Annotated in this window: 1 protein-coding gene; it reads right to left on the bottom strand. The window is 35.4% G+C overall.

Going from position 1 to position 359, the window contains the following annotated elements:
• On the bottom strand, positions 1–359 hold a 359-nt coding region (locus tag R0K30_RS21300; RefSeq protein WP_410612764.1), incomplete at both ends, for a hypothetical protein.

Genomic DNA, 359 nt, shown 5'->3' with positions numbered 1-359 from the left:
CAGTAGCCTTAGTAAATGGCGTATTTAATTGATCTATAATTGAGGTATATTGTGAAGCGTTAGTCGCCCATTCTTTATCAAGTGAAAAAGAAAATTGACCTTTCAAACGTTTATAAGTTGCTTTGGCTTTGGCCTCATCAAGTCCTAGTTGCTGGAACCATTCAATTAAAACAATTTCCAAGTCGTCTAATAGAGCTAAATGATGAGGTACCTCGAAAAAATCATTATCTATAGCAATTTCTGACTCATTAATTTTATTTTCTATTTTAGCGGCGACACTCACTACCTCTGCTTCATAAACATTACTGCCGAATAAATCCTGATCACTAGTTAGCATCTCAGTAATAGCCTGAGTCAAG

Source organism: Bacillus sp. SIMBA_154 (assembly GCF_046536015.1).
Taxonomy (GTDB): Bacteria; Bacillota; Bacilli; order Bacillales; family Bacillaceae; genus Bacillus; species Bacillus pumilus_P.
This window is presented reverse-complemented; position numbering and strand designations above follow the sequence as displayed.